Annotated in this window: 24 protein-coding genes; 15 read left to right on the top strand and 9 right to left on the bottom strand. The window is 61.8% G+C overall.

What is annotated here, in order from left to right; all coding sequences use genetic code 11:
- Nucleotides 1-83: 83 nt before the first annotated feature.
- Entirely contained in the window at nucleotides 84-917 is an 834-nt protein-coding gene (locus tag BM173_RS07790) for a hypothetical protein (RefSeq protein ID WP_143089601.1), read from the bottom strand.
- A 139-nt stretch (nucleotides 918-1056) separates the two neighbouring features.
- Here BM173_RS07790 and BM173_RS07785 point away from each other — a divergent pair, with 139 nt between their 5' ends.
- The 3 genes from BM173_RS07785 to BM173_RS07775 are packed head-to-tail and all read left to right on the top strand — an operon-like array spanning nucleotide 1057 to nucleotide 3243.
- Nucleotides 1057-2025, top strand: coding sequence for a hypothetical protein (locus tag BM173_RS07785; protein WP_143089600.1), 969 nt, complete (start codon nucleotides 1057-1059; stop codon nucleotides 2023-2025).
- Nucleotides 2026-2052: 27 nt separating this feature from the next.
- Nucleotides 2053-2949, top strand: a complete 897-nt coding sequence (locus BM173_RS07780; protein WP_090479622.1) for an HNH endonuclease — start codon at nucleotides 2053-2055, stop codon at nucleotides 2947-2949.
- A gap of 24 nt (nucleotides 2950-2973) precedes the next feature.
- Nucleotides 2974-3243 (top strand): hypothetical protein, encoded by a 270-nt coding sequence (locus tag BM173_RS07775; RefSeq protein WP_090479619.1) that lies wholly within the window; start codon nucleotides 2974-2976, stop codon nucleotides 3241-3243.
- Between the two features lie 7 nt (nucleotides 3244-3250).
- Here BM173_RS07775 and BM173_RS07770 read toward each other — a convergent pair whose 3' ends face one another.
- From BM173_RS07770 to BM173_RS07760, 3 genes are all read right to left on the bottom strand, one after another.
- Complete coding sequence (locus BM173_RS07770; protein ID WP_090479616.1) at nucleotides 3251-4069, bottom strand: hypothetical protein; 819 nt, start codon at nucleotides 4067-4069, stop codon at nucleotides 3251-3253.
- An 88-nt stretch (nucleotides 4070-4157) separates the two neighbouring features.
- On the bottom strand, nucleotides 4158-5423 hold the full coding sequence (locus BM173_RS07765; RefSeq protein WP_090479613.1) for a glutamate-5-semialdehyde dehydrogenase: 1266 nt from the start codon (nucleotides 5421-5423) through the stop codon (nucleotides 4158-4160).
- A gap of 46 nt (nucleotides 5424-5469) precedes the next feature.
- The gene (locus tag BM173_RS07760) at nucleotides 5470-6237 is read right to left on the bottom strand and encodes a pyrroline-5-carboxylate reductase family protein (protein WP_281247531.1); all 768 of its coding nucleotides are present in this window, start codon (nucleotides 6235-6237) and stop codon (nucleotides 5470-5472) included.
- Nucleotides 6238-6466: 229 nt separating this feature from the next.
- On the opposite strand from BM173_RS07760, the gene proB reads away from it, so the two are divergent.
- The 7 genes from proB (at nucleotide 6467) to BM173_RS07725 (ending at nucleotide 13999) form a co-directional block, all read left to right on the top strand.
- Nucleotides 6467-7615 (top strand): glutamate 5-kinase, encoded by a 1149-nt coding sequence (proB, locus tag BM173_RS07755; protein WP_090479607.1) that lies wholly within the window; start codon nucleotides 6467-6469, stop codon nucleotides 7613-7615.
- 95 nt (nucleotides 7616-7710) lie between these two features.
- The gene (locus tag BM173_RS07750) at nucleotides 7711-8514 is read left to right on the top strand and encodes an outer membrane protein assembly factor BamD (RefSeq protein ID WP_090479604.1); all 804 of its coding nucleotides are present in this window, start codon (nucleotides 7711-7713) and stop codon (nucleotides 8512-8514) included.
- 297 nt (nucleotides 8515-8811) lie between these two features.
- A complete protein-coding gene (locus BM173_RS07745) occupies nucleotides 8812-8985 on the top strand; it encodes a DUF465 domain-containing protein (RefSeq protein ID WP_090479601.1) in 174 nt (57 codons plus the stop codon).
- A gap of 86 nt (nucleotides 8986-9071) precedes the next feature.
- Entirely contained in the window at nucleotides 9072-10286 is a 1215-nt protein-coding gene (gene nhaA, locus BM173_RS07740) for a Na+/H+ antiporter NhaA (protein WP_090479599.1), read from the top strand.
- Nucleotides 10287-10319: 33 nt separating this feature from the next.
- Nucleotides 10320-11984, top strand: a complete 1665-nt coding sequence (gene recN / locus BM173_RS07735; protein ID WP_090479596.1) for a DNA repair protein RecN — start codon at nucleotides 10320-10322, stop codon at nucleotides 11982-11984.
- 69 nt (nucleotides 11985-12053) lie between these two features.
- Nucleotides 12054-13001 (top strand): hypothetical protein, encoded by a 948-nt coding sequence (locus BM173_RS07730; RefSeq protein ID WP_090479593.1) that lies wholly within the window; start codon nucleotides 12054-12056, stop codon nucleotides 12999-13001.
- Between the two features lie 167 nt (nucleotides 13002-13168).
- Nucleotides 13169-13999, top strand: a complete 831-nt coding sequence (locus BM173_RS07725) for a hypothetical protein (RefSeq protein WP_090479591.1) — start codon at nucleotides 13169-13171, stop codon at nucleotides 13997-13999.
- 22 nt (nucleotides 14000-14021) lie between these two features.
- On the opposite strand, the gene BM173_RS07720 is transcribed toward BM173_RS07725, so the two are convergent.
- On the bottom strand, nucleotides 14022-14516 hold the full coding sequence (locus BM173_RS07720) for a DUF2165 family protein (RefSeq protein ID WP_090479588.1): 495 nt from the start codon (nucleotides 14514-14516) through the stop codon (nucleotides 14022-14024).
- 74 nt (nucleotides 14517-14590) lie between these two features.
- Between BM173_RS07720 and ligA the strand changes: the two genes are divergently transcribed.
- Together ligA and bla are read left to right on the top strand one after the other, a co-directional pair.
- A complete protein-coding gene (gene ligA / locus BM173_RS07715) occupies nucleotides 14591-16669 on the top strand; it encodes an NAD-dependent DNA ligase LigA (RefSeq protein ID WP_090479585.1) in 2079 nt (692 codons plus the stop codon).
- A gap of 46 nt (nucleotides 16670-16715) precedes the next feature.
- Nucleotides 16716-17816 (top strand): class A beta-lactamase, encoded by a 1101-nt coding sequence (bla, locus tag BM173_RS07710; protein WP_090479582.1) that lies wholly within the window; start codon nucleotides 16716-16718, stop codon nucleotides 17814-17816.
- Here the strand turns inward: bla and BM173_RS07705 are convergent.
- The 4 genes from BM173_RS07705 to BM173_RS07690 are packed head-to-tail and all read right to left on the bottom strand — an operon-like array spanning nucleotide 17813 to nucleotide 21060.
- Nucleotides 17813-18508 (bottom strand): DUF2459 domain-containing protein, encoded by a 696-nt coding sequence (locus BM173_RS07705; RefSeq protein ID WP_245755815.1) that lies wholly within the window; start codon nucleotides 18506-18508, stop codon nucleotides 17813-17815. The two genes, bla and BM173_RS07705, sit on opposite strands and share 4 nt — an antisense overlap.
- Nucleotides 18505-19407, bottom strand: coding sequence for a 50S ribosomal protein L11 methyltransferase (locus BM173_RS07700; protein ID WP_090479576.1), 903 nt, complete (start codon nucleotides 19405-19407; stop codon nucleotides 18505-18507). The genes BM173_RS07705 and BM173_RS07700 overlap by 4 nt, the downstream gene beginning before the upstream one ends.
- Complete coding sequence (blaEAM, locus tag BM173_RS07695) at nucleotides 19404-20360, bottom strand: EAM family subclass B3 metallo-beta-lactamase (protein ID WP_090479574.1); 957 nt, start codon at nucleotides 20358-20360, stop codon at nucleotides 19404-19406. The genes BM173_RS07700 and blaEAM overlap by 4 nt, the downstream gene beginning before the upstream one ends.
- Complete coding sequence (locus BM173_RS07690; protein ID WP_090479571.1) at nucleotides 20350-21060, bottom strand: SDR family NAD(P)-dependent oxidoreductase; 711 nt, start codon at nucleotides 21058-21060, stop codon at nucleotides 20350-20352. The genes blaEAM and BM173_RS07690 overlap by 11 nt, the downstream gene beginning before the upstream one ends.
- A 108-nt stretch (nucleotides 21061-21168) precedes the next feature.
- Here BM173_RS07690 and sdhC point away from each other — a divergent pair, with 108 nt between their 5' ends.
- From sdhC to sdhA, 3 genes are read left to right on the top strand one after another with little or no spacing between them, the layout of a single operon-like run.
- Entirely contained in the window at nucleotides 21169-21549 is a 381-nt protein-coding gene (gene sdhC / locus BM173_RS07685; RefSeq protein WP_090479568.1) for a succinate dehydrogenase, cytochrome b556 subunit, read from the top strand.
- Between the two features lie 9 nt (nucleotides 21550-21558).
- Nucleotides 21559-21945: a succinate dehydrogenase, hydrophobic membrane anchor protein gene (gene sdhD / locus BM173_RS07680; RefSeq protein WP_090479565.1), complete on the top strand. Its 387-nt coding sequence runs from the start codon at nucleotides 21559-21561 to the stop codon at nucleotides 21943-21945.
- Complete coding sequence (gene sdhA, locus BM173_RS07675; RefSeq protein WP_090479562.1) at nucleotides 21945-23786, top strand: succinate dehydrogenase flavoprotein subunit; 1842 nt, start codon at nucleotides 21945-21947, stop codon at nucleotides 23784-23786. Before sdhD ends, sdhA begins: the two co-directional genes overlap by 1 nt.
- Nucleotides 23787-23791: the final 5 nt, after the last annotated feature.

Raw genomic sequence — 23791 nt, 5'->3', positions numbered from 1 at the left:
ACTTTCGGGAAGAAACTGCAGAGAATTTAGCTTTTATTGATAAGGTGATTATTTGCCCGATGGCGGGTCGGAACCCGTTCAAATTATTTTGGGCTGAAGCCGGGAATTTTGGCTAATTTTTCAGGCCAACGGGTCTCTGCTTCACGGATCAGCTCGCTCAGGTTTTCCCGTTGCCAAGATGTTTCGAATGGCACTGTTGAGACAGTAAGGTCTTCCTGACGACCAACAATCATCGATCCGAGGCCTTTGACTTCTTTTTCACTAATTTCCTTGTGGATGTGTGCAATAAGCCCGTCGAAATAGAACCGAAAGATTGGATAGCTTGGTCCATTGTTTAACCAAGGATGTTTCGGCTTCCGCTGCTCTAATGGGGCAAGGTTGTGGATCGGACCAACCGTCGAAAGTTGAACGAGCACTATTGGAAATCTTCCAGAAGGGTTTGGGTCGCCGTCGCACACCATTTTGCGAAGGCGACGGACATCTGACGCGTGCAGCCTCACCTTTTTGAACTCGACCATCTCACTCACCGCTGCTCGCCAAAGAAGGCTGAGGAAAAATAACCTCAATCGACGACCATCGATTCCCTTGATCTTCCTGACGCCCCAACCATCAGAATCGGGAATTTTCATTACTTCCGCCGGCAGCGTTTTGCTTTTCCCCCAACCACTCCAAACTAACTTACTGGAGCGCAGTTCACGAATTGCCCAATCGTCGTATGCCTCGAGTATCGTTTCGCCAGCTTGCGTAACCATCCGCTTATCGTACCAACTGTCCCAGCGCTTAATTGGTGCGATATCCCGACCAGCTTGAGCGAAGGGGAATTGATTGTTTGCTCCATATGTCAAAGCCTTCGGGATAATGTGCGACTTGACGAAAGGTCCCTTGTCGCCCGTTAGCTTACATGTACCATTTGCCATTCCGTGATGATTCCTAACCTGGTTCCACATCTAGCGGTGGTTATTGAGAGAGATTGAATGGTGTAATTCATTGGATAAATTACCGACTGTGTCCGCAAAATGTAGTTATATTTCGATTTCAAGGCAGTGAGGAATTTTGATGGCACGTAGTTCCAGTGGGCGCAGTCTGGAAAGAATAAAGCGAGAAATCGCAGACCAAAGACTACGCCGGTCGAGCGATATTAGGGAAAGCGATAAGTGGGATGCGCAGCGACGGATAACGTCTCTTCGAGCTTCGCTTTTCAAGTTCCCCGATGAGAACGAACTGTGCCGCCACGCAATTGTAGGTGGTGTCGCGGCACTTCAAACATATCACCGTGGTTTTCTCGCAGATGTAATGGAGAAGGAAGCCGAGTTTCGGCTAAGAGGCGCAGAGATGCTGGGAGAAAAGTACTTTCTCGGAGACACGCTGAGACACATTGGCGATGAGCAGTTGAGCGCGGCTGAGTTAATTGCGCACGCAGCTCCTGCGAATTCGGTAAACGATCTAATGAATTGGTTGGACCACATTTTCGGAGCGAGTTTCAAAGACCTACTCGCGAACGCTGTGCATCCCTCGGTCAGAAAAAACCCAAGAGGCAATCCTCCTATTCTTGAGAACGTCGATGAAGTGCTATCGGCGCTGTCAGACATATTTCAAAAGCGACACATCCTCGCCCATGAGGCTGCAGTCGGATATGAGATTAGCGCGGACGCTGCGCTGACGGCACTCGATGCAATTCAAAAATGGATCGATGCAACAGATGGAGTTCTTTGGCAGACCATTTTGATTAATGAACCTTATACGCAACTTAAGATGAATTTCTCAGCGTCCGATTCACTTTTCGCTGCGCGGAAAAGGCTTGCAGAAGCCATGATGAGATGCCGTGATCTTAGTGACCGACAACAAAACGCTGCCCTGCTTCGCAATCACGTTGCTTGGAAAAATGCGACGCTTGAATTTGGCGAGATTAGTTTCGGTCGGCTTGACGGCACGATGTGGCCTGCAGTTCGCGCGGGCGTATTGACTGCTCTGTTTGAAGCCCGATCGAGCGCGCTAGAAGAGTGGTCGTCTTACCTGGATATGTAGGCATTACGTCGAGAAGAGGGAATCGAAATGACTTTCGGCGTTTTCATGCACAAGGATGGGTCGATCTACGACGACATTCCTGAGGTTCATTACCAGTTTCCGAAAAGCTATCTCAGCCGCGCGAAGCAGATGGTCGGCGACTGGATTGTCTATCGCGAGCCGGTCAAGATTCCGAACTCCAAGGGCTTCTTCGCCGTGGCGAAGGTCGAGGAAATCATTCCTGACCCGGCAGAGCCTGACCGCTATCGTGCGATTATCGAGAAAGGTAGCTATCTGCCTTTCGAGCCGACCGTTCCGCATATCGTGAATGGCGAGCAGGTCGAGCGCGGTGTTCTCAATGAGGAAGGCAAAGTATCTGGCCGCGCTCAAGCTGCCGTCCGCCCGCTTTCGCATTCCGACTTCGCACGCATCATTTCGCTCGGCCTGCCTGATGAAGACTTCCTGCCTCGCAGCGATGACGAAGTAGTCGAAGACAACCGTGTCCGCGAGCATCAGACTCCGTTCGAGATCGAGCGGCCTATTGTGCAGTCGCTCGTTTCCAAGCCCTTTCGCGACCGCGCCTTCCGCCGCGCCGTGATGCACGCCTATGATGGCCGCTGCGCTGTGACAGGCTGGAAGCTGGTCAATGGCGGCGGTCGCTTGGAAGCGCAGGCCGCGCATATCCGCCCGGTCGAGCATGGCGGCCCTGACAGCGTGCGCAATGGTCTCGCGCTATCGGGGACCGCACATTGGATGTTCGACCGTGGGCTGATCGGCTTCAGGGACGACCTTGAGATTATCGTGCACAGGAAGGTCAATGACCGCGAGGGGGTTGAGGCGATCATCAACCCTACCGGCAAGCTCAAGGCGCCGGAGATTGAGTCCTACCGACCGCATCCCAAGTTTCTGTCTTGGCATCGCGAGTTTCATGGGTTCCAGAGTTAATCGGGTAAGCAAGGGATCAGAAGAATGAGCGGCCAGAACGAGATGTATGACTACCATCGCGAGATGACCGACGCTGTTTCGCAAATTTCCGGCGATGAAGAAGAATGGGTGTGGGTGATGAATGAAGAACATCGTCGACGCTATCGATACTTCCTCGAGCATGTGATGGGCACCTATCCTGACGACAGCGAGAACTTCGGTATTGGGATAATGACTGGCGAACCCTCGAACGGTGAGCCTTTTGAACTGGTTCGGCGTCATTGGCTCGGGTTCGATGAGGACGAAGAGGCCTAATCCAACTCTAATCCCACCCATCATCCTTGAGCGTCCGCGTGCGAGGGGTTTCCTCCTGCTGCGGCTCCGGGGGGCGCTTTTGCCAGTGGGGCGGGGGTAGGGGAATGGAGTCCTCGGCACGGCGTGCGGCGGGGTCGTCGGGGGCGGTGCGCTTCGCGTAGTGGGGGTGGTCCGGGTCATCCTGGGCGCGGTAGCCGTTCGCTGCGTCCTCTGCCCTGATGCGCTTGTATTCCTGCCATGCGGCCCAGGCGCGGGGGCTGTGGTTGCGCTCCATCTGGGCCAGCGTGTCCTGCACCTTGCGCTCGATACTGGCGCGCACCTGTGCAGGAGTAACGCGGGCCTGCTCGGCCTCCCATTCGGCTCGCCACTCCTTCTTCTTGCGTTTCAGATCCATCTTGCCGATCGCGTTCATCGCCTTGGCGCGGCCCTCGCCAAACCGCTCGGGCGCGCGGTTTCTCAGCATGAACATGAGCAGGCAGTCGCTATAGGAAATGCGCGTGCCGACGAGCTGGCCGTATGAGTATACGGGCACCTCCACGCCGTTGAGCGCGCGGTCCATGGCGACGTCCTCGATCCGCTTCATGCCGAAATCGAGCGCGGCCTCCCATGCGGCGGCGAATTCCTCGGCTCCGGGCTGGCGGCGCAGGCTGTAGGCGCCGTGGGTGGACCGGTTCACCGCGCGGCAGGCGGAGGCGACGCTGCCGGTATCGGCCAGCGCCTCGATGAAGGCGCGCTGGACATGCGGTTTCCATCCGTTGCTGCGGTCCCTCTGGCGCGGGACGGGGGTGAAGTCGGGCAGGTGGGTAGCAGGTTTGGTGTCGGACACGGCGGCTCTCCCATGCGAAAAGGGCCGGGGAATGCCCCGACCCTTCGCAGTAGGAAAATGGTTTGTGCCGGGCCCTCAGGCCCACAGCTTACGGCCGCGTCTGGCCGTCGCCGTGGACGAGGTATTTAAAGCTGCACAACTGCTCGAGGCCGACGGGGCCGCGGGCGTGCATCTTGCCGGTGGCGATGCCGATCTCTGCGCCCATGCCGAATTCCCCGCCGTCGGAGAACTGGGTGGAGGCGTTGTGCATGACCACCGCGCTGTCGACCGAGGTGAGGAACTGGCGGGCAGCATCCGCGTCTTCGGTCAGGATGGCGTCGGTGTGGTGGCTGGAGTGGTCCTCGACCCAGGCGATGCCTTCCTCGAGGCCGTCCACGATCTTCACGCTGGCGATCGGATCGAGATATTCGGTGCTCCAGTCTTCCTCGCTTGCGGGCTTGAGCCGGTCGTCGATGGCAACCGCTTCCGCGTCGCCGCGCAATTCGCAGTCTGCCGCCATGGCGTCGGCGATTTTCGGCACGACCTGGTCGGCGATGGCGCGGTCGATCACGATGCTTTCCGTCGCCCCGCAGATGCCGGTGCGGCGCAGCTTGGCGTTGCGGATGACCTTCACGGCCTTGTCGACGTCTGCCGCGGCATGGACATAGGAGTGGCAGTTGCCGTCGAGGTGGAGGAGGGTGGGCACGCTCGCCTGGTCGCGGACCAGTTCGACGAGACCGCGGCCTCCGCGCGGGATGACGAGGTCGACGAATTCATCGGCCTTGAGCAGCGCGGCAACCGCAGCGCGGTCGGTCGTCTGGACGGTCTGGACGGCATCCTTTGGCAGGCCTGCCGCTTCGAGGCCCTTCTGCATCGCTTCCACGATGACGCGGGTCGAATGACGGCTTTCGCTACCGCCGCGCAGGATGATGGCATTGCCGCTCTTGAGGCACAGGGCAGAGGCGTCCGCGCCAACGTTCGGGCGGCTTTCGTAGATCATGCCGATCACGCCGATCGGTACGGCAACGCGCTCGATGCTGAGGCCGTTGGGGCGTTCGAAGGTCGCGAGCTTGCGACCGACGGGGTCGGGCAGTTCGGCGATTTCTTCCAGCGCCTTGGCCATGCCTTCGATGCGGTCTTCGGTCAGGCGCAGGCGGTCGATGAAGCTTTCCGGCTTCTTGCCTTCCACGCTGGCGACGTCCTTGCCGTTCGCATCGAGCAGGTCCGGCGTCGCATCGCGCAGCGCCCTGGCGGCTTCGCGCAGGGCGGTGTTCTTCGCCTCGGTGCTGGCGGTAACCAGGCCGCGCGCTGCCTTGCGGGCGCGCTGGCCGAGATCGTGGATATGGATTTGCGGGTCGAGTGTCTGGTCGGTCATGATGTCTCTTCTATCAAATTATTGTGGCAGGCGGGAGGCAACGCGTTCAGCGCAGCTCGACCGCCCGGTCGTAGCAAGCCTGCAAGGTCGCACGCAGGCGTTCGGTTAGGCCGCCATCGCCATTGAGCGCATTGAGGCCGGCGGCCGTGGTCCCGCCCTTGCTGGTCACGCTGTTGCGAAGCTCTTCGAGCGACAGCGCGCCCGGTTCTGCGGCCATGTCGATCGCACCGCCCATGGTGCCGAGCACCATGTCGCGGGCCTGTTCTTCGGTAAAGCCGTGTTCCATGGCGACCTCGACATAGGCGCGGGCGATTTCGAACACATATCCCGGTCCCGAGCCTGCAACGGCAGTAACCCGGTCGAGCTGTTCTTCGGTGTCCACGGTGACGGTCGTTCCCGCGCGGGCCATGAATTCCTGCGCATGGGCGAGATGTGCTCCGCTGGCTGTGGGGGAGGCGAAAATGCCGCTCACTCCGCGGCCGATGGCGGCGGGCAGGTTGGGCATCACGCGAATGACGGGCGCATCGCCCATCGTCGCGGAAAGGCGCGCGGAAGAATAGCCGGCCGCAATCGAGATGACGTAGCCATCCGGTGCGAGGTGTTCGACATAGTCCGGCATGATGTCGTCGATCATCTGCGGTTTGACGGCAACGATAATGCAATCGAAGCGTTCATTGTCCAATGCAGCACGATCGGAAACCAGCCTGGCGCCGCCCGGCACGCTTTCTTGTCCGGGATCAACGACCGTGATGGTCTCCGGGCCCTTGGACCATTGTTCCAATAAAGCGGATCCCATCTTTCCGCATCCGACTATCAGGACTGTATTTGTAATGTTCGCTCACCGTTTCCGCGCTGCTATCGCGCCTCTGCAAGTATTAAATTCTTCAAGGGACTACAAATAGTTTCCCAGTAATACAAAATACGAAACCCGAATTAGGGTCATAACTTGTCGCCCGGGAAAATGTTCAAATTCCTATTGTGCACTGCACCATTACTATCTATATAGGTTTCCGAAAATTTCAAGGCTGAATAACTTTTTGATTATGACCAAACCCAAAACCATCGTTGTAAAGATCGGCTCCGCGCTGCTCGCAAACCAAGAACTTCTGACCCCACGCTATGGTTTCCTCCAGCGGATGATGGAGGATATTACCCATCTGCGGTCCGAAGGGTGGAATGTAATCGTGTGTTCCTCCGGGTCTGTCGCGCTTGGCCTGCGTATCATTGGTGAAACGCCCGAAAGCGCTGGCGTTTCCGATAAACAGGCCGCTGCCGCTTGCGGCATGCCGCTCCTCCTGAATGCGTACAAGCAGGTCGGTCACGAATTCGGCTTCGAGATCGCACAGGTTCTTCTGACGCTGGGCGATTTTGAGGATCACCGCCGCTTCCTCAATACGCGCAATACGGTTCACCGCCTGCTGGAATCCGGGATCATGCCGATCGTCAACGAAAACGACACGATCACGACGGAGGAAATCCGCGTCGGCGACAACGATCGGCTCGCGGCTAAGGTCGCGCAGATGGTCGGTGCGACCGATTTCATCATCCTGACCGGCGTCGATGGTCTATACGACCGCAACCCCGACGATCCCGACGCGCAGTTCGTGGCTGAAGTCCACGATGTGAACGAGTACATGGATGCGACGAAGGGCAAGTCCACACTGGGCACCGGTGGCATGGCCACCAAGCTGCAGGCCGCCAACATGGCGCAGGAAGCCGGTGTCACCACCTGGATTGCCCAGGGCGAAGTCGATCGTCCGCTGTCACGCGTGCTCGACGGAACAGGCCGCGCCACCAAGGTCATTCCCAATCCCGAGCCGCTTTCGGGCTGGGACAGCTGGATCGCGAACCGCCTGCAGATGGCCGGCAGCATCGTGGTTAGCGAATCCGTCGCGGCGAATATTGCGAATGGCGACAGAGCGATCCGCCGTTCCGATGTCATTTCCGCCGATGGTGATTTCACCCGCGGGGACGTGCTGCACATCTACGATAACAAGGGGATCGAACGGGCACGCGGCCTTTCCGACTTCACCTCGGAAGAATTGCGCGTCATGATCAACAACCCCGATACCGATGCCGAACAGCTGTTGGGCTATCGCACGAAGGGCGAAATCATCCGGAGCAATAATCTGGTCGCCCTGGATACGCGGCACCTCTTGTGGGACGCGCCTGCCGCGCTCAGCGAGGGCTGATCCCCTGTGCATTGGACGGCTCACCGATTTATCCGGTGGGTTAGGCGCGAACTTCACTTGGCGTTCAGCGGGGGTCTGGCTATAGGCTCGCCACCATGACGACCCATTCGCGTTTCGCTCGCAAGCTCGCCCTCGGTGCCCTCGTCGGTGCCACCCTTGTCACTGCCGGTTGCGCAAGCCGCGGCGGGGGCGGGGCGGAAGACACCGCTTACATCGCGCGTGACGTCGAAACGCTCTACGCCGAGGCGAAGGAACGGCTCGATCGCAACCAACCCAAGCTGGCCGCCGCGCTGTTCGACGAAGTGGAGCGTCAGCATCCCTATTCGCCGTGGGCCCGCCGCGCCCAGCTGATGAGCGCATTCAGCTATTACGTCGCGCAGGATTACAACAAGACGATCACCACAGCGCAGCGCTTCCTGTCGATCCACCCGGGTAACAAGGATGCGCCTTACGCCTATTACCTGATCGGGCTCAGCTATTACGAGCAGATCAGCGATATCCAGCGCGACCAGAAGGTGACCGAACAGGCGCTGACCGCGCTGCGCGAAGTCGACCGCCGTTTCCCGCAGACCGAATATGCTGCAGACGCGCGCCTCAAGGTCGACCTTGTGCGCGATCACCTTGCCGGCAAGGAAATGGAGATCGGCCGGTATTACCAGCGTTCGGGCAAGTGGATTGCATCGCAGATCCGTTTCCAGAACGTGGTCGAAAATTTCGAAACGACCAGCCACGCTCCCGAAGCGCTTTACCGCCTGACCGAATCCAGCCTCGCGCTCGGCATCCCCAGTGAAGCGGTAAAATACGCGGCCGTTCTCGGCGCCAACTATCCGGGCAACGAATGGTATGAAAAGGCTTATGAACTGGTCCAGGACCACGCCGCAGGCGTCAGCGCCAGCTAGGGCAGGGCACACCTCCATCGAAAAAGGCGCCACGGCAACGCGGCGCCTTTTTTCTTGCCTGATATCGGGCGGTTATCGGCGAGACGGAAAAAATCTGCGGAATCCTTGAAACCAGATCGATCCGTTCGCATTTAATTACTGCGGACCGGGCCCCTCTGGCGTGCGCGAGAAAGTGCACGTGATGTCGGACCGCATCGGACAACCGATGCGCGCTGGCAGGCCTTTCCCCTCCCCCCTCCCAGCCTGACAGCGCCATCGGGTGTCCGATCGACATAAGCCTCGATTTCGGAGACTACGATGACGGCCCGTACTTACAGACTGACCCAGATCCACCAGCGGATCGACGAGCGCCTGCGCCTCGAATTGCGCAAGCGGACGCCCGACTGGCTGGAAATCTCCCGCCTCAAGAAAATGAAATTGCGCGCGAAAGACGCGCTCCACCGCATGGCCAAGCGTGCCAGGCCTGCCTGACGGCAGCTAAGGGGGCCGTCGCCGCGCAGCCATCCCCATGCGCAGGCGGCGGCTGCCCACTCGTTTAAAGAATTCCGGAGTTACCCATGGTCAAAGCTATCGCCCCCATGTTGCGAGACTTCCTGCAGAAGGAATCAGCCGGCGGCATCGTCCTGATCTTTGCCGCGCTGCTCGCCCTTGCGGTAGCCAATTCTCCGCTGCTTTCAGCCTATCAGGATGGGCTGGCGACGCCCGTGGTGTTCGGTATCGGCGGCTTCGTCATCGACAAGCCCCTGTTGCTGTGGATCAACGACGGCCTGATGGCCGTGTTCTTTTTCCTCGTCGGCCTGGAGGTGAAGCGCGAGATTTTCGAAGGCCAGTTGTCCAGCTGGGACAAGGCCTCGCTCCCGCTGATTGCCGCGATCGGTGGCATGGCGATCCCGGCAGTGATTTTCCTGTCGCTCAATGCGAACTCGCCCGAGAGCATCAACGGCTGGGCCATTCCCGCTGCGACCGACATCGCATTCGCGCTCGGTATTCTCTCGCTACTTGGCTCGCGTGTCCCCGTTGCACTCAAGGCGCTGCTGCTGGCCATCGCCGTGATCGACGACATCGGCGCGATCGCGATCATCGCGCTGTTCTATTCGGGTGAGCTCGACACCGGCATGCTCGGCCTTGCCGCGATCGTCTTCGTGGTGATGCTGGCGATCGGCCGGGCGAAGGTCCAGTCGACCATTCCCTATATCCTGCTCGCGATCCTGATGTGGGCATTCGTGCTCAAGTCTGGCGTCCATGCCACGCTCGCCGGTGTCGCTGCGGCGATGACCGTCCCGCTCGATGCGAAGAGCGATCACGGTCCGCTCGAGACGATGGAGCATGCGCTGCACCCCTGGGTGGCATTCCTGGTGATCCCGATCTTCGGCTTCGCCAATGCGGGTGTGACCCTGTTCGGCCTGTCGCCCTCCGCGCTGCTCGAACCCCTTCCGCTCGGCATCGCTCTCGGCCTCCTGATCGGCAAGCAGATCGGCATTTTCGGCTTCGCATTTGCAGCCGTGAAGCTGGGGCTGGCAAAACTGCCGGAGGAAGTGAATTGGGCGCAGGTCCACGCGATGAGCCTGCTGGCTGCGATCGGTTTCACCATGAGCCTGTTTATCGGCAATCTTGCCTTCGCTTCGCCGGAGCAGATCGACGCGGTGAAGATCGGCGTGCTGTCCGGGTCGACCATTGCGGCGCTGGCCGGATATCTCCTCCTCAGGCGCGCCCTGCCTCTGGGTGAGCAGGCCGCGGATGAAGCTGTTGCTAACGGAACAAAGGGTGGATGACGCGAGGCTTCTGGTGGGCTAGGAGGTCTCCTGATGCTCACCCGGCTGGCCATCCGCAATATCGTACTGATCGAAGCGCTCGACCTCGATTTCGGGCGCGGGCTCGGCGTGCTTACGGGCGAGACCGGGGCGGGTAAGTCGATCCTCCTGGATTCGCTCGGCCTCGTGCTCGGCAACCGTGCCGACAGCGGCCTTGTGCGCGGCGGCGAGGACAAGGCGAGCGTTAGTGCCAGCTTCGAATTCGCTGCTCTGCCCGATCCGCTCGCCGAATTGCTCGACGATGCCGATATCGAGATCGAGGAGGGCGAACCGCTCATCATCCGTCGCCAGCTGAAAGCCGACGGCAAGAGCAAGGCCTTCGTCAACGACCAGCCGGTCAGCGTCGGCCTGCTGCGCGAGATGGCGGGCCACCTCGTCGAGCTGCATGGCCAGCACGACGACCGCGGCCTCGTTAACCCGCGCGGTCACCGTGCCCTGCTGGATCGCTTCGCCGGGGGCGATACCGCCAAGGTCGAGCAGGCCTGGGCGACCTGGCGCGATGCCGAAGACAAGCTCGCCGAGGCGCGCGGCAATCTGGAACAGGCGAAACTCGACCAGGATCTGCTGCTGGCCCACCTGTCCGAACTGACCGCGCTCGAACCGCAGGCGGGCGAGGAAGCGCGTCTCGCCGAAACGCGCGCCGCGATGCAGAAGGGCGAGAAGCTGTCAGGCGATCTCGAGGAATTGCGCCACCTGTGGGAAGGCTCGGACTCGCCGCTCGCATCGATGCGGGTTGCGGCACGCCGCCTCGACCGCATAGCGCCCGAACACCCGCTGCTAGCCGAAGCGCTTGCCGCCCTCGACCGCGCTGTGATCGAGGCAGGCGAGGCGGAGGACAAGCTGCAGGCTGCGGCCGAAGCGCTCGAACACGATCCGCAAGCGCTCGACGCTGCTGAAACGCGCCTGTTCGACCTGCGTGCAATCGCCCGCAAGCATCGCTGCGAGGTGGACGAACTACCCGAGAAGATGCGCGAGATGCGCAGCCAGCTCGACTCGATCGAAGGGGGCGAGGCCGAGCTGGACGCGCTGGAGCAGGCGGCCAAGACCGCTGGCGCGCGCTACACGGCAGAGGCAGAGGCGCTGCATGCCAACCGGGTCGCCGCGGCCATGCGCCTCGACGAGGCGGTGGCGCGCGAACTCGCTCCGCTCAAGCTGGATGCCGCGCGCTTCAAGACGGCTGTCGCCGCGCTCCCGGAAGAGCGCTGGGGTCCGCACGGGATGGACAGCGTCGAATTCCTCATCGCCACCAATCCGGGCGCCGATTTCGCACCGCTCAACAAGATCGCCAGCGGCGGCGAACTGTCGCGCTTCATCCTTTCGCTCAAGGTCGCGCTGGCCGAGCAGGGCGGGGCGGCAACCGTGATTTTTGACGAGATCGACCGCGGCGTGGGCGGCGCGGTGGCAAGCGCAATCGGCGAACGTCTCGCCCGTTTGGCAAGCGACGGACAACTGCTAGCCGTCACCCATTCCCCGCAGGTCGCGGCACGCGGCGGCATGCATTACATGATCGCCAAGAGCTCCGAAGGCACGGTCACCAAGACAAGTGTGACCAGACTCGACGAAGCGGGGCGGCAGGAAGAGATCGCCCGCATGCTCTCGGGCGCGGAAGTCACGCCGGAAGCGCGCGCGCAGGCCGACAGGCTGCTGGAAAAGGCCTGACCGGGGCACTGGTCGGCATTTCGGGCGTTATTCGCCGTAATGCCTTGGATACGAACCCTTTGTGCGACGTTGGCGCTTACCGCCCTTGCGGGCTGTACGACCTATTTGCCGCGCTATGAACCGCAGAAAGGCGCGTTCGCGACCGGTTATTACGAGAACATCCAGACGCCTCGCCTCGCGCTGCTGGAATACCGGTTGGCGAATTATTTCGCGCAATCGAAGCGCCCTTATCCCGTCGTATGCGCGGCAGCTGAAAGGGTCGATCTATATAACGAGGCGTCGCGCGCCCGTCCGCTGGATCCGGAAGTCGAAGTCAAGCTGATCGTGCGCTTTCCTGCTCTCTCGCCTTTATCTCGCTGCGAGCGGGACGGCTTGGATATCGTGGCAGGTGACACCGGACAGCCAGCCGCTATCTTCGACGTGCACGATCTGGTGTGCGACACGCCGACAGTCTGTCTTGCATGGGCAGGCTATTATGCGAACGGCCAGCACGGCTGGAGCTACTTCCGGATGACCTTCGCGGATGGCGAATGGCGTATAGAGCGTGAGGAACTCGACATTGTCCTTACCGCCGCCGACCCCGCTCCCCAACCGATACCCGAACCCCGTGTAGAACTGCCGGACACACCGCAGATGGCAGTGCTGAAAACCCTGCTGGACGAGCAATTCGCCAATCCCGAACGCTATGCCACGACCTGTGCGACGATCGTGCAGGGAAACCAGACCTCACAGGCATTGCCGGACGAGGTCGAAGTCGCGCTGATCCAGCACTATCCCGAGCTTGCCCCGTTCGACCGCTGCGTGTGGAAGGATGATGCGCTTGTCGTGGATGCCATCACGGGCGAACGGGCGGTGATCTATTCGGTGCGCCGGACGGTCTGCCCGACGAAGGACGAATGCACGGCATGGGGCGGGTGGATCACGGCAAATCTTGGCGCGCAGGCATGGGAATACCGCATTCGTCGCGTCGACGGCAGTTGGACCGTCGAACGCACCGGCAATGGGGTGATATCCTGAGCGAAATGGAAAATGGCGCACATCGGCAAGGGCGGCATAATCCGGCGCTGTCTCTCCTCTGCGCGCCGCTTTTAGCTGTCGCGCTGACGGCCTGTTCCGGGGAAAGAGACGGGCGGACACCTGAAGTGCCCGAAGGGAAATTACCGGCGGATCAGCCAGGCGAGGTAATGCCGGCACTGCTAACCTACACCAACATCGGTGCGCTGGAGGCGATCCAGGCGGGTACAGTGGTCCAGCGCGGACCATGTTTCTACCTGTCCGGCGCTCCGGAAGAGGCTGTGATCCTCTGGCCCGAAGGCACGCAAATCGTCCGCGACGCGGAACGCAGCGCGGCCGTCGAATTGCCGGATGGCTTGCGCATAGCGGTGGGCGACAGGATCCGCGGCGGCCGTGGCTCCTTGCCACCTGCTCAGCCGATCTCCGACTTTGCCAGTCAGGAGGTGCCCGAAAGCTGCGCAACGGGGCCTGCCGTGCAGCTCCATAGCGTCGAATTGGTAGAGCGCGTTTATGTGCAAGACGAAAACTTCCGTCCGCCACCGCCTCCGCCGCCGCCACCTGCACCAGACTTCCTCGATAGCGTGAGAAATCATCCAGCTGACAGCGGGAGCGATGCGATCGAAATTCTCGGTATCGACGATCCGCGAGAGGCCTTGTTTGCCCACATGATCGCAGGATTACGCGAAGGAGAAGCCTTTCACGATCGCCCGGTTTGCCTGCGCGAAGTGGACGACGCCCTGTTCTCGCGCCTCTCGATCAGATTCGAGCACGTCTATCGCGCCGGTGCATGCCGCTGGCAGGACGGGGGTGTGAGGCTGCGTGCCGATGACAGTCCCGCGGTCTTCTTGGAAGCGCGGCTCGATTGCGACGGGCGCAGCCGCTGTGTTGCCGAAGGGGCCCGCATATTCGGCAACGTGGGCGGCGAAGGGCAGGGCTACGTCATGAAGCCGATACCCGGTGGATGGTCGCTCACCACCTCGGGAATATCGTGGATCTCATGACTCTGACTATCGGCTTGCCCGCCTACGCAGGTTGCTCTTCCGGCATGCTGACATAGATCAGCGTCATCATGGCCATCCCGCCATAGACCCACGACCCGTCGAAGGGCCCTTGCCCGAGCGGCATCTGCCAGAGCTGGTATCCCGCCACGGCCACGCCCTGAAACAGTCCCCACCAATTCAGCACCGCTGCACCCATGGCGATCTTCGTCCATGTCTTGCCTGCCTGGAACTCTGCGCTCGAAGCCTTGCGGAGCGTGAAGAGCTTCCAGGCACCGTAAAGGCCGCCAAGGCCCGCGATCAGTTCCAGCGAAAAGACCAGGATGATGCCTATGACGATGAGAAACGACGGCGGGACCGGGAGCAATGTGACGGGATAGGCTTCCTGGTCCGCATGGCTCGTCGTGTAGACGAAGAAATCGTAAGCCTGCGGAAGGTTCGCGATATTGTGCGCGACATAGAGCAGCGCCATCAAGGCGACGCTGGCGGTAATTCCTGCTTTGAGAAGGCGGTCGATCATCCCATTTCCCCCAAATCGGTGATGCGACCTTGCAGCACTTTTCCCCGTGCCTGTGCTGGGGCATAGCGCAGGATATGGGAATCGAGCAAACCGTACCTGTGGACATGAGCGAGGCTGACGCTGCCAACGAGCTTATGCGCCTCGCGAAACAGATCGCACATCACGACCGGCTGTATCATGCCGAGGATTCTCCCGAGATCACCGATCCGGAATATGATGCGCTGGTGCGCCGCAATGCCGCGCTGGAAGAAGCATTCCCGCATTTGGTCCGCGAGGATTCCCCTTCGCGTAAAGTCGGCCACGCAATCGCCGCATCGCCCTTGTCGAAGGTGACGCACGAGGTTCGCATGATGAGCCTCGACAACGGCTTTTCCGACGAAGAGATCGGCGAGTGGGTGGCGCGCGTGCGGCGCTTCCTTTCGCTCGACGACGATGCGCCGCTCGCCTTCACTGCCGAGGACAAGATCGATGGCTTGTCCTGTTCGCTCCGTTACGAAAACGGTGCCCTGACAGTCGCGGCCACGCGCGGTGACGGACAGGTCGGTGAAGACGTCACTGCTAATGTGCAGCATATTGCGGATATCCCGAAAATGCTGCGCAGCAATGCTCCCGAAGTTTTCGAGGTGCGCGGCGAAGTATACATGGAAAAACAGGCTTTTGCTACGCTCAATGCTGCGCAGCAAGAGGCAGGCGGAAAGCTCTTTGCCAACCCGCGAAATGCTGCGGCGGGATCGCTGCGTCAGAAGGATGCAAACGTCACCGCACAGCGTCCCTTGCGCTTCTGGGCGCATGGCTGGGGTGCAGCATCAAAGGTGCCGGGCGTTACGCAGTCCGAGGTGGTCGAAGCCTTGCGCGAATGGGGCTTTCCCATCTCGCCGCTGTTCACCCGTGTCGAAAGCCTGGACGGCCTGCTGGCCCACTATGCCGCCATCGGCAAGGCGCGGCCCGACCTGCCGTATGAAATCGACGGCGTCGTCTACAAGGTCGACCGGCTCGACTACCAGCAGCGGCTCGGCTTTGTCGCCAAGGCTCCGCGCTGGGCGCTGGCGCACAAGTTCCCTGCAGAGCGCGCGGAAACGACGCTGGAGGCGATCGATATCCAGGTCGGGCGCACGGGCAAGCTGACACCCGTCGGCAGGCTCGCCCCTGTGCTCGTGGGCGGCGTTACCGTGACCAACGTCACGCTGCACAACCGCGACGAGATCGAGCGGCTAGGCGTGCGTCCCGGCGACCGCATCGTCGTCCAGCGCGCAGGCGACGTCATCCCGCAAGTGGTCGAGAACCTGACGCGTGATGCCGAGCGCGAACCTTTCGTTTTCCCGGACCACTGTCCTGAGTGCGGTAGCGAAGCCGTGGCCGAGGAAGGCGAGGTCGATGTGCGCTGCACGGGCGGTCTGATTTGCCCCGCCCAGCGCACCGAAAGGCTCAAGCATTTCGTCAGCCGCGGTGCGCTCGACATCGATGGGCTGGGCGAAAAGACCATCGACCAGTTCTTCGCGCTCGGCTGGCTGGAAAGCCCGGCGGATATCTTCCGGCTCAAGGACCGTCGCGAGGACATCCTCGCGCTGGAAGGCTGGAAAGAGAAGTCGGTCGACAACCTCCTCGCCAGTATCGAGGCGCGGCGCGAACCCGATGCGGCACGGCTGCTGTTCGGGCTGGGTATCCGGCATGTCGGCGCGGTCACTGCGCGGGACCTGTTGAAGAATTTTCACGAACTGCCTGCCCTTCGCGATGCGGCTGAGAAGGCGAGGGCGGGTGACGAAGAGGCCGCCAATTCCCTGACCTCGATTGACGGGATCGGCAGCGCTGTCGTCGAGGCGCTCGGAGACTTCTTCCATGAAGAGCACAACCGTGCGGTGTGGGACGATATCCTGGACGAAGTTTCGCCGCCGCGGTACGAGATCGAGACCCGCGACAGTCCGGTTGCGGGAAAGACCGTCGTATTCACAGGCAAGCTGGAAACGATGAGCCGCGACGAGGCCAAGGCGCAGGCGGAACGGCTTGGCGCCAAGGCCAGCGGCTCTGTCAGCGCCAAGACCGACCTGCTCGTGGCGGGGCCGGGTGCTGGCAGCAAGCTCAAGAAGGCCGCCGATCTCGGCATCGAGGTGATCGACGAGGCCGGGTGGGCGGCCATCGTGGCTGCCGCCGAATAATCCCGACTTTCCGGAAACTTATGCGCGCGCCTTTGTTGGCATTACCGTGACCCGACCGCTTGTAACCCTCACGCTCCTGATCGTCTCCGCGTTCTTCCTGCTCGGTACCTGCGTGCAGGGTCCGGCAGAAAGCGCTGCGGAATTCACAGAGCGGGTCATGCCCGAAGAAGTGGTCAAGGAGGAACCGGAACTGGACGCCCGGCAAGAGATGCTCGAGGCGAGGCTGCAGCAAATCGGCGAGGGCTTTGCGGGCGAAGTCGGCATCGCTGCCGTCGAAGTCACAAGCGGCGCGACCATGGCGTACAATGGCGACAGGCCGTTCCCCCAGCAAAGCGTCAGCAAGCTGTGGGTCTCGCTGACCGCGCTCGACCTGGTGGATGAGGGCGCTCTGGACTTGTCCGAACCGGTCGCGATCCGGCGCGGGGACCTGACCGTTTTCTACCAGCCGATCCGCGACATCGTGCGCACGCGCGGCGTGTTCCGCACCGATTACCGCGACCTCATGGAGCGGGCCCTCACGCAGAGCGACAACACCGCCAACGACCGGCTCTTGCGCCGTGTCGGCGGCACGCAGGCGGTCGAGGCCTTCATGCGCCGCAAGGGAATCGAGGGCGTGCAATTCGGTACCGACGAGCGCAGCAAGCAGAGCGCGATCGCAGGGCTCGACTGGCGACCCAGCTATTCCATCGGGCGTAATTTCTACGAAGCGCGCGACCGCGTGCCGGACGACAGGAGGCGCGAGGCCTTCGAGGATTATCTCGACGATCCCATAGACGGGGCAAGCGCTTCCGGGATGGCGCAGGCATTGGCGCGCCTGGCGCGGGGCGAATTGCTGTCATCGCGGTCTACCGAATTCATCCTGTCGACACTGGAAAATACGAAGAGCGGTCCGCGGCGGCTCAAGGGCGGGGTGCCCTCGGGCTGGTCGATTGCGCACAAGACCGGCACCGGCCAGGTCTTCGATGGCGACCATTCCGGTTACAACGACGTGGGTGTGCTGACTGCGCCCGATGGCACGCAATATTCGCTGGCCGTGATGATTGCGCGGACCCGCACTTCCTACGCGGCGCGCTTCGAGATGATGCAATCGGTGACGCGCTCGGTAGTCGAGTATCATGAAGCCATGATGGCGAGCGAGACTACTTAGTTTGGTACGGGCGAGGGGATCCATTTCATCACCCCTCCGGCCAGCGGCGTCCAGTGACCCATCTTCACCCCGGCCTTCGCCAGCGTGTCACCGACCCACTGGTTGCAGGCATTGGCCAGCGTATAGCGACCAAGCGCATCGTAATTGCGCGCGCCGTGTTCGAAACTGTCGTGGCTGAACCGTTCTTCGCCACGCGGCACATGGGGTAGGGCAGCCTCCACTTCGGCTACCAATACGCGGTATTCCTCGGGCCTCAGCACAAGCGGTCGATGATATTCGGAAGGCTGCGGCCAGGCATAATGACCGACCCGCATCAGACCGTCGCCGCCCTGAAAGACAATGCGCAGCGCAGTGCTGGCCTTCAGGTCGCCCCAGGTCGGGGTGTTGAGGAAAACCTCCTTCTCGCCCCACCCGATTGCGACATGGGTCGGCATCCGCCCGTCCGACCGGGTCATTCCTGCCGAGGGGAAAGTCTGCCGCCAGTCCTTCACATCGGTGACGACGGGCATGACAATTCCGGTGTGAATGCCATTGGTCTCTACCATGATGACAATCCCGTCATCGGCTTCGGCCCAGTCCGAATTGCGCGGCACGGAACTGCCGATCCACGCCGAGGCGAGGAAAAGCGCGACGACAAGCAGGGGCAGGGCGAGTAATGCTGCCGTCAGCTTGAAGGCGCGCCGACCGGTCACCGGATGCGGCTCTTGCGTAGCCAGAGAATGGACCAGTCGCCATTTGTGACGCGCCGCGCCAACCGCAGGCCCTTTGCCTGATAGGCGCGCCGGACCTCGGCTTCTTGGGTTTGCAGCAGTCCTGCCAGAAGGAGGCTTCCACCCGGCGTAATCGAAGATGCAAAGTCGGGCGCGAGCTCGACCAGCGGGCCGGCAAGGATATTGGCGATCAACAGGTCGTAGGGCGCGCGTGCCTGCAGCAAAGCGTGATCCATGCCGGGCGCAATGATCATCGTCAGCTGGCCGGACCTGTTACCCATCGCGACATTGTTGAGGGCTGCATTGTCCTCCACCACGCCGGCACAGACGGCATCGATGTCCGAAGCCGTCGCCAGCGCATGGGGCCACAAATGCATTGCCGCGAAGGCGAGCAGTCCGGTGCCGGTGCCGATGTCGGCGTGGTTGCGAACCGTGACGCCCTCGCGCTTCATCAGGTCGAGCATGGCAAGGCAGGCGGCGGTCGTCTCGTGCTGGCCGGTGCCGAATGCCTGGCTGGCGGGGATGATGAAATCCACCATGGAGGGGTCGGGATCATGTTCCGGTGTGCGCACGTGAAAACGGCCTGCGCGGATCGGATCGACGCCCTGCTGGCTCAAAGTTACCCAGTCCTGATCGGGCAATTTTTCCGCATCGAGTTTCGGTGCTTTGCCTTCGAACAGGCCAGCTACGGCTTTCTTGTCCGCCGCAGTCGGCTTGCGTTCGAGCCAGACCTCCAGAATCCAGTCGTCCGGCTTGTCTTCTGCGATTTCGCGACCGGACACGACCAATTCTTCGGGGAAGTCCCAGGCCTCGTCATGCTGGAGCAGGGCGGCCTGCACCACCGGTTTCGACGCTTCTGCCGAGAGTTTCCAGGCGCTCACTCGGCAGCTTCCTTGGCAAGGCGTTCATCGAGGCGCTTGCTCAGCCGCTCTGCATAAAAGCCGCATCCCTTGTGCAGGTAGAGCCCGTATTCGCCGCTCATCAGGTCGAGCATGGACCCGGCCGAAGGGTGCGGCGTCACCAGAAACTCACACTGGAGCATGCGTGCCTTATCGATGCTGGTCCGGAATGCGCGGACCATTTCCGGGTGATCGGTGAAGCGGAAATCGTCTGCGGAAACCGCGGACAGGCTGTCGATATAGGCGAAGCGGTTGCACACGGGCGGCTCGCCGGGGAGCGAACACGACCACCATGTCCAGCTGAGCGCCCCGGGCGAATGGCCGGGGGTTTCATGCGCCGTAACACGTAGGTTGCCGAGATCGAGCATTTCTCCATCGCCGACCACGCGGTCGACCTTTACCGGGACCATGTCGGGATGGCCGGACGCGGCCTGCGGATCGTCGGCGGCGACTTTCCCCGTTTCGAGCACGGGCTTGGCTCTTGCCGACGCCACGACTTGCGCACCTGTCGCTTCCTTGATGGCAGCATGCGCTCCGACATGGTCGAAATGCTCGTGGCTCATCAGGAGATAGCGCACATCCTTCGCATCGAAGCCGAGCGAGGCGATGTTCGCGAGGACCAGCGGGGCGGCTTCGGGCACGCCGCTGTCGATCAGGATATGTCCTTCATCGCCGGTAATCAGGACCGCCGAGATGCCGCAAGTGCCGACATACCAGCTGTTGCCCATCAACTGGAACGGTGGAGCGGGCTTGTCCCACTCGTCCCACGGCTCGCACGCGTCGAGAAACGCCATCTGCATTTCGTGGGCGTTCACCGGCTTTGCCGTTGGCGCGGGCGAGGGGGGCGTGTCTGCATCCTCAACTTGCGGTGCAGGAACCGCCGCACACGCAGCGATGAGCAAGGGCAGGGCCGCGACCAGCGCTTTAACGGACATAGCTTGCTCCATTGGCGTCGAGTGTTGCACCGGTAAGCGATGGCGGGGCATCCAGCGAGAGGAATTCGACGATCCGGGCGATCTCCTCCGGTTCCGCCACGCGGCCAAGCGGAATGTCGGCCAACAGGCCCGCGCCGCCCCGGCTGTCCAGGTAATCGCCCGCCATGGCGGTGTCGGTGAAGCCGGGCGTGATCGCGAAGCTCAGGATACCTTCTGCGGCATATTGGCGCGCGATGGTCTTGTGCATCGCCAGCATCCCGCCCTTGCTGGCCGCATAGTGCCAGTGCGCCGGCGAATCGCCGCGGTGGCCTGCCCGGCTGGCGACATGGACGATCCGGCCCGTGGCCCCGCGCTCCTGCCAATGGCGGACCGCCAGCCTGCTCAACTGGGCGGAGGCAGTCAGGTTGATGCGCATGGTTTCTTCCCATGCCTCCAGCCAGTCACCGTCCGGTTTCTCGATCGGATTGGGATCGAACAGGCCCGCATTGTTGACGAGAACGTCGATTTCGCCGCCTGCCTGCGTGAGAGCGGCCTGCCACAAGGCCTCCGGCGCGTCGGGGTCGCGAAAGTCCGCCGCGAGGGTGCCGAAGCCTTCGCCCGAGGTCGATTGCCCAATCACTTTCGCGCCGCGCGCTTCGAGTGCCGTACGGGAAGCGGCGCCTATCCCGCGAGAGGAGCCGGTGAGAAGGATGCATGTCATGCATCACGCTATTCGAAAATTTGCGCCTTTTGTCGAGGCCGCACGCCTTGCCTTGCACCGGCAGTTCGCTAAGGAGGCGGCACGAATTCAGCGATATGGAATAGATGCATGGCCAACCGCCCGCTTTCACCACACCTGCAGATCTGGAAATGGGGACCGCATATGGCGGTATCCATCCTGCACCGCATCACCGGTGACGGACTGGCGCTGGTCGGTCTCGGCGTGCTGCTGTGGTGGCTCGGTTCGATGGCCGCTGGCGAAGCGGCCTATTCGACCTTCGCAGGCATCATGGGTTCGCCCGTCGGCATGATCGTTCTGGTCGGTCTGACCTGGGCATTCTTCACCCACATGATGAGCGGGCTGCGCCACTTCGTGCTGGACATCGGTGCCGGTTACGAACTCGACACCAACAAGACGTGGTCGATCCTGTCGCCCGTCATCGCAATTATTCTCACCGCCCTTTTCTGGGCCGTGATCCTGCTTAAGTGAGGCCGCGCAATGGGTAACGGAACTTCCATCGGACGCGTGCGCGGGCTCGGCCCGTCGCATGAAGGCGCGCATCACTGGCTGGTGCAGCGCTTCACCGCCATCGGCAACCTCGTGCTCATGCTGTTCCTCGTGGTCAGCCTGGCGATGCTGCCGTCCTACGATTACGCCTCCATGACCGGCTGGGCATCGCAGACGCTGCCCGCCACCGCACTCGCGCTGCTGATTGTCAGCGTGTTCTGGCACGCGCGCCTCGGCCTCCAGGTCCTGATCGAGGATTACGTTCACGACGCCGGCACCAAGTTCGGCGTGCTCACCCTTCTCAACCTTGCAACAATCGGCGGCGCAGCCTTCGGTCTCGTATCGATCGCGCGCCTTGCCCTCGGAGGAGCCGCCTGATGGCCCGCACCGAAACTTTCGAAATCGGCGGTCGCAGTTACCCAATCATCGACCACACCTATGACACCGTCGTCGTCGGCGCCGGTGGCTCGGGCCTGCGCGCCACGATGGGCAGCGCGGAAAGCGGCCTGCGCACGGCCTGCATCACCAAGGTTTTCCCGACCCGTTCGCACACCGTTGCAGCGCAGGGCGGCATCGCCGCTTCGCTCGGCAACAACACGCCCGACCACTGGTCGTGGCACATGTACGATACGGTGAAGGGCTCCGACTGGCTCGGCGACCAGGATGCGATCGAATACATGGTCCGCGAAGCCCCGCAGGCGGTCTACGAGCTGGAGCACGCCGGTGTGCCCTTCAGCCGCAATGACGACGGCACGATCTACCAGCGCCCCTTCGGCGGCCACATGCAGAACATGGGCGAAGGCCCGCCCGTGCAGCGCACCTGCGCCGCGGCCGACCGTACGGGTCACGCCATGCTGCACGCGCTCTACCAGCAGAGCCTGAAGTACGACGCGGACTTCTTCATCGAATATTTCGCGCTCGACCTGATCATGGAAGACGGTCCGAACGGCAAGGTTTGCCGCGGCGTCATCGCCATGTGCCTCGACGATGGGACGATCCACCGTTTCCGCAGCCACGCGGTCGTGCTGGCGACGGGCGGTTATGGCCGCTGCTATTACACCGCGACCTCGGCCCATACCTGCACCGGCGACGGTGGCGGCATGGTGCTGCGCGCCGGCCTCCCGCTGCAGGACATGGAATTCGTGCAGTTCCACCCGACCGGCATCTACGGTGCTGGCGTGCTCATCACCGAAGGTGCGCGCGGCGAGGGCGGTTACCTGACCAATTCCGAAGGCGAGCGGTTCATGGAACGCTATGCGCCTTCCGCCAAGGACCTTGCATCGCGCGACGTCGTGTCGCGTTCGATGGCGCTGGAAATGCGCGAGGGACGCGGTGTCGGCCCCGATGGCGACCACATCTACCTGCACCTCGATCACATCGATCCCAAGGTTTTGGGCGAGCGCCTGCCGGGCATCACCGAAAGCGGCAAGATCTTTGCCGGTGTCGACCTGACCAAGCAGCCTCTGCCGGTCACGCCGACGGTCCATTACAACATGGGCGGCATCCCCTGTAACTATCACGGCGAAGTGATGGCGGGCGATCCGAGCGATCCGGAAAAGATCGTCCCCGGCCTATTCGCCGTCGGCGAAGCGGCCTGTGTGTCGGTCCACGGCGCGAACCGCCTCGGCTCGAACTCGCTGATCGATCTCGTGGTCTTCGGCCGCGCGACCGGCCATCGCCTGAAGGAAATCGTCAAGCCCGGCGTCAGCCATGACGAACTTCCCAAGGACAGCGCCGACCTCGCGCTGACGCGCCTCGACCACTTCCGTCATGCCGACGGCAGCATCCCGACCGCTGTCCTGCGTTCCGACATGCAGAAGAGCATGCAGAAGCACGCTGCCGTGTTCCGCGACAGCAAGCTGCTTTCCGAAGGCGTCGAGCTGCTCCGCGACGTTAACAAACGGATGGAGGACGTGAAGGTCCACGACCGCTCGATGATCTGGAACAGCGACCTCATCGAAACGCTCGAACTCGACAACCTCATGGCGCAGGCCAATGTGACCATCGCTTCGGCCGAAAACCGCAAGGAAAGCCGCGGTGCCCACGCGCACGAGGACTTCCCTGAGCGTGACGACAAGAACTGGATGAAGCACACCATCGCCTGGTTCGACGGTTGGGGCGGCAATGGCGGCGGCGTGAAGATCGATTATCGTCCGGTCCACGAGTACACGCTGACCGACGACGTCGACTACATCGAGCCGAAAAAGCGGGTCTACTAAACCCG

It is taken from the genome of Qipengyuania nanhaisediminis (genome assembly GCF_900115585.1).
GTDB classification, from domain to species: domain Bacteria; phylum Pseudomonadota; class Alphaproteobacteria; order Sphingomonadales; family Sphingomonadaceae; genus Qipengyuania; species Qipengyuania nanhaisediminis.
Note: the sequence above shows the minus strand (reverse complement) of the source record. Positions and strands in the feature narration are given on the sequence as shown.